The sequence below is a fragment of the Synechococcus sp. B60.1 genome, from assembly GCF_047462555.1.
Lineage (GTDB): Bacteria > Cyanobacteriota > Cyanobacteriia > Thermostichales > Thermostichaceae > Thermostichus.
Window position 1 is genome coordinate 5,345 of record NZ_JANSJN010000103.1, and the last position, 4,513, is coordinate 9,857.

A 4,513-nucleotide genomic window follows, 5' to 3' on the forward strand; every position below is an offset into this window, starting at 1 on the left:
TGGGGTGATGCTCCAACTGCTTCAGACGAGTCTCAGCGTTGGAGAAAATCTCCTGGAGAAGAGAAGAAAGGGAATCAACCAAGCCAGGATCCAGAGTTCTCTGTTATTACTTTACTGCAATAGACTATCGACGGTAAACGAACCCCGGCACTCATCTTCGTTGAGTCAACGCAAAATGGCTTACACCACGCTGCGCGAGCCGATAGAGTGCAGGCTTCACGCTTCACAGACTTGTTGGTACAGAGGCCTCAGAGTGCCACTGCCGTGGGATCCACGGTGGGAAACTCTCCAGAGATTTAACTTGTTCTCCTCACTTGTAGCACAAGCAGCTGTTACCCCGACACTGATTGGCTCTTGAGTTAACACAATTCACCAATCAATACAGTGCGGGGCTTGCCGCCGATTAAGCTAAATGCTACTTAGGCTTTACTCCCGAATCCAGACGTAGCGCTCTGAAGCACTGACAGTCGCTCCTCCTGCCCCGATCTTAGCCCTCAGCAGGCGTGTCAAAGTGCTTCTCCAGAATTGTGGTTAGAGTTGCCTTAGGCACAGCGCCGACCACCACATCTACCTTCTGGCCTCCCTTGAAGAGCATCAAGGTGGGAATGCTGCGAATGCCATACTGGCTGGCAGTTTGGGGATTCTCGTCCGTATTGATTTTCACGACCTTAACCTTGCCGGCATACTGCTCGGCTATCTCCTGAACCACAGGAGCTACCATCCGGCATGGGCCACACCAGGGCGCCCAAAAATCCACCAAGACTGGGATATCGCTACGCAGCACCTCTGCCTCAAAGGTAGCATCAGCAACATCTATTGCTGCAGACATGCTTGGAGAACTCCTGAAACAGTACGTACCCGTCACTCAGAGCGATCCTATCATAACTTTCTGGGCTTCTGTTCTAGGCCGCAGCAGGCACCTACAATTTTTGCCAGAGGGTTGGGCTGAACAGGCGAGCTTTTCCCAACCTGAGCGGGGTATTCTGGAGTGGAAGAGGGAGAAAGCGTGCAGGCGCCGATGGCATTTGAGCTCGGGCCAGAAGGAGGCAATCAGGCTGCAGCCGAGAAGCGGACTTCCGTCCAGGAAGTAGCTGTGGATTTTATTCGCCACGGCATAGCCGAAGAAGCACAAGCGGGAGTGGAGGACGCTTTCCGCGCCTTGACCGACGAGGGACGCAAGCGCTGCCGCAAAATTGCCCGCCAACTCAAGGAGATGGGTTGGAAGTGGGATCTCCTGCTCACCAGCCCCCTTGTGAGGGCGCGGCAGACGGCGGAGATTTTTTTCCACGAGAACTTGGCCGAAGCTCTAGAAGTGTTTGAGCCGCTGGCCCCGGACGGCAGCTTCACCGACCTGGTGCGCTGGCAGGCGGAGCGGGATCCCTTCACGTCTCTGGCCTTGGTCGGCCACCAGCCGGATCTGAGCCTGTGGATACAGGCAGCTATTGGCCTACTGCCGACCAATCCCCAGGCTATTACCCTCAAAAAGGCAGGCTTGGCCCAGGTGCGCTTTGCAGAAGGCCGTATCGACTATTGCCAGGGATCCCTGACGTTGTTGCTTTCTCCCAAAGTGATATTGCGCTGACTCTGCCCTACCTGATGTAGCCGTGCGAACGTGGCAGCTAGCGTTAACTTTTGTTAAGGTGGTGCAAACCCCAGCCGTAGGGAGCATTTCACGATGGCCAAGATCTTCACCCCTGAATTCAACCAGTTTGAGACCATCAACGCCACTCAGGCGTGGTCTTTGTTTTTTACCATTAGCACTTCTGACCGGCTCCTGGGCGAAGACCCGACTGTTGGCCGCTACATTACGCTAGCCCTGTTCAGTGCCATCCTCAGCGGGATCCTGAATGTGCTGCTGGCGTCCTAGTGGGCGGACAGCCTGTGGTTTTCTGAGACCTTGGTCTTTTGCGTTGTTAAGAGCCCGCTGGCAGTGACGGCTTGGCCTGAGGCAAGGGGGATCCTGCTCTCAGGTTTTTTGCTTTTGAATGGGAAAGGATCCCTTGTTTTTTCTCTGGGTTCTTCTCATGAGCGCTTCTGAGATGGGTTCCGTAGAAACCGGACGTCTGGCGGCGGCCTTGCCCGCCGAGCTGCCGTTGCTGCTGGCGCCGGCGGGGGACTGGGAGTGCGCCAAGGCGGCGGTGGAAAACGGAGCCGATGCCATCTATTTCGGGCTGGAACGGTTTAATGCCCGCATGCGCGCCCGCAACTTCACCGAGGCGGATTTGCCGGAGCTGATGGCCTGGCTGCACCAGCGCGGGGTGCGGGGCTACGTAACTTTAAATACCTTGGTCTTTCCTGAGGAGCTGGAGGAGGCGGAACGATACATCCGCGCCATGACGGCAGCAGGGGTGGACGCTGTCATTGTGCAGGATGTCGGCATTGCCCGGCTGGTTCGGCATCTTTCTCCCGATTTCCCCCTCCACGCCTCGACGCAGATGACCATTACCAGTGGCGTGGGAGCCGAGTTTGCCGCCGAGCTGGGCTGTGAGGTGGTGGTGCTGGCGCGGGAGTGTTCCCTTAAGGAAATAGCCAAGATCCGCGCCCATCTGGAAGAGAAGGGATCCCCAATTGCTCTGGAGGTGTTTGTCCATGGGGCCCTCTGCGTGGCCTATTCCGGGCAATGTCTAACCAGCGAGGCGCTGGGGGGACGTTCGGCCAACCGCGGAGAATGTGCCCAGGCCTGCCGCCTGCCTTACGAGCTGGTGGTAGACGGGATCCGGCGTGATCTCGGGGAGAAGCGGTATCTGCTCAGCCCCCAGGATTTGGCCGGGCTGGAGGTGCTGCCGGAGCTGGTCAAGTTGGGGATCCACTGCCTAAAAATTGAGGGCCGCCTGAAATCGCCGGAATATGTAGCCAATGTAACGCGCATCTATCGGCGGGCCTTGGACGCCTTGGGGGCAGGGCAGGCGTGGCAGCCCTCAACTCAGGAGTGGTATGAGCTGGAGATGAGCTTTTCCCGCGGGCTGTATACCGGCTGGCTGCGGGGCATCAACAACCAAGAGCTGGTGCATGCCCGTTTTGGCAAAAAGCGGGGGGTTTACTTAGGGCAGGTGCTGGGGATCCAAGGGGAGCGGGTGGGGGTACGCCTAGAAGCCCCCCTCAAGGCGGGGGATGGTGTGGTGTTTGACCAGGGGGAGCCGGAGCTGCCGGAGCAGGGGGGGCGAGTCTACCGTGTGCAAGAGCAGCAGGGGTTGGCCTGGCTTTGCTTTGCTCCGGGGGCAATTGACTGCAAACGCCTACGGGTGGGGGATCGCCTCTGGAAAACCAGTGACCCAGAGCTGGAGAAACGCCTGCGCCAGAGCTACGCCGGGGATCAGCCCCGCTTCCGACGCCCCGTTCACCTGGAAGTCCACGGCCAGGCCGGCCTGCCCCTGACGCTGATTTTGCGGGATGAAGAGGGCCACGTGGTGCAGGTGGACTCCCCCGTGCCCTTGCAGCCTGCCCACCACCAACCCCTCACCGACGAGAAGCTGCAACAGCAACTGGGCCGCCTAGGGGGCACGCCCTTTCGCCTGGGATCCCTGCACAATGCCCTGGAGGGAGAAGTGATGCTGCCGCTGAGCGTCCTCAACCAGATGCGTCGCCAGGCGGTGGAGCAGTTGCAGGCGCTGCGGGCCCGGCCCCGCCGCTGGCACTTTAACCCTAACGCCCACTGGCAAGACCTGCTGCCCCCCCCAGAGCAAGCCGAGCCGGGATCGCCCCAGCTTGTGGTCTTGGTGCGGGATCCGGAGCAGTTGCCGGCAGTGATTGCCTGTGGCATCCGCCAGATCTACCTGGAGTTGGAGGATCCCCGCTGCTACCGGGAAGTTATCCGCGCTACCAAGGCCGCTCACCCTGAGGTGGAGCTGTGGGTGGCCCCGCCCCGCATTACCAAGCCGGGAGAAAGCTGGATCCTCAAACAGGTGTTGGCAGCAGGAGCCGATGGCTATCTGGTGCGCAACTACGACCACCTGCGCTTTTTTGCCAACCAGCGCTGTATCGGCGATTTTTCTCTGAACGTGGCCAACCCCATCACCGCTCACTATTTCAAAAGCCGCTACCGCCTGGAGCGCCTGACGGCCTCCTATGACCTCAACCACGAGCAACTGGGATCCCTGCTGCAAGCTGGCCCCGCCCACTGGTACGAGGTTACCATCCACCAGCACATGCCCCTGTTTCACATGGAGCACTGCGTCTTCTGCGCCTTTTTGTCGGGCGGCACGGATTACACCAATTGTGGCCGCCCCTGCGAAAAACACGAGGTAAAGCTAAGGGACAGGGCTAATGTTGAGCACATTTTGAAAGCTGACGCTGGCTGCCGCAACACCCTCTACAATGGCAAAGCCCAAACTGGGGCCGAATATGTGCAAAAACTGCTGGATCTGGGGCTGCGCTATCTGCGCATCGAGTTCCTCCAGGAGTCTCCTGCGGAGATCCAACAAACTCTGCGTTGTTACCAGCAACTCCTTCAGGGCCAGATGAGTGGCTCTCAACTGTGGCGCCAGCTGAAGCTCCACAGCCAGCTAGGGGTAAC

The 4,513-nt window shown here is 59.1% G+C and carries 4 protein-coding genes; 3 read left to right on the forward strand and 1 reads right to left on the reverse strand.

From position 1 onward, the window contains the following. Window positions 1-487: 487 nt before the first annotated feature. Window positions 488-829, reverse strand: coding sequence for a thioredoxin (gene trxA, locus NW863_RS10910; RefSeq protein ID WP_414366323.1), 342 nt, complete (start codon window positions 827-829; stop codon window positions 488-490). Window positions 830-1,018: 189 nt separating this feature from the next. On the opposite strand from trxA, the gene sixA reads away from it, so the two are divergent. The 3 genes from sixA to NW863_RS10925 form a co-directional block, all read left to right on the forward strand. Continuing rightward, window positions 1,019-1,582 carry a phosphohistidine phosphatase SixA gene (gene sixA, locus NW863_RS10915; RefSeq protein ID WP_414366325.1) on the forward strand — a complete coding sequence of 188 codons (564 nt, stop codon included), beginning with the start codon at window positions 1,019-1,021 and terminating at the stop codon, window positions 1,580-1,582. Between the two features lie 93 nt (window positions 1,583-1,675). Beyond that, window positions 1,676-1,867: a hypothetical protein gene (locus NW863_RS10920; RefSeq protein ID WP_414366327.1), complete on the forward strand. Its 192-nt coding sequence runs from the start codon at window positions 1,676-1,678 to the stop codon at window positions 1,865-1,867. Between the two features lie 157 nt (window positions 1,868-2,024). Then, the coding region (locus tag NW863_RS10925) for a DUF3656 domain-containing U32 family peptidase (protein WP_414366329.1) at window positions 2,025-4,513 on the forward strand (2,489 nt) is incomplete at its 3' end.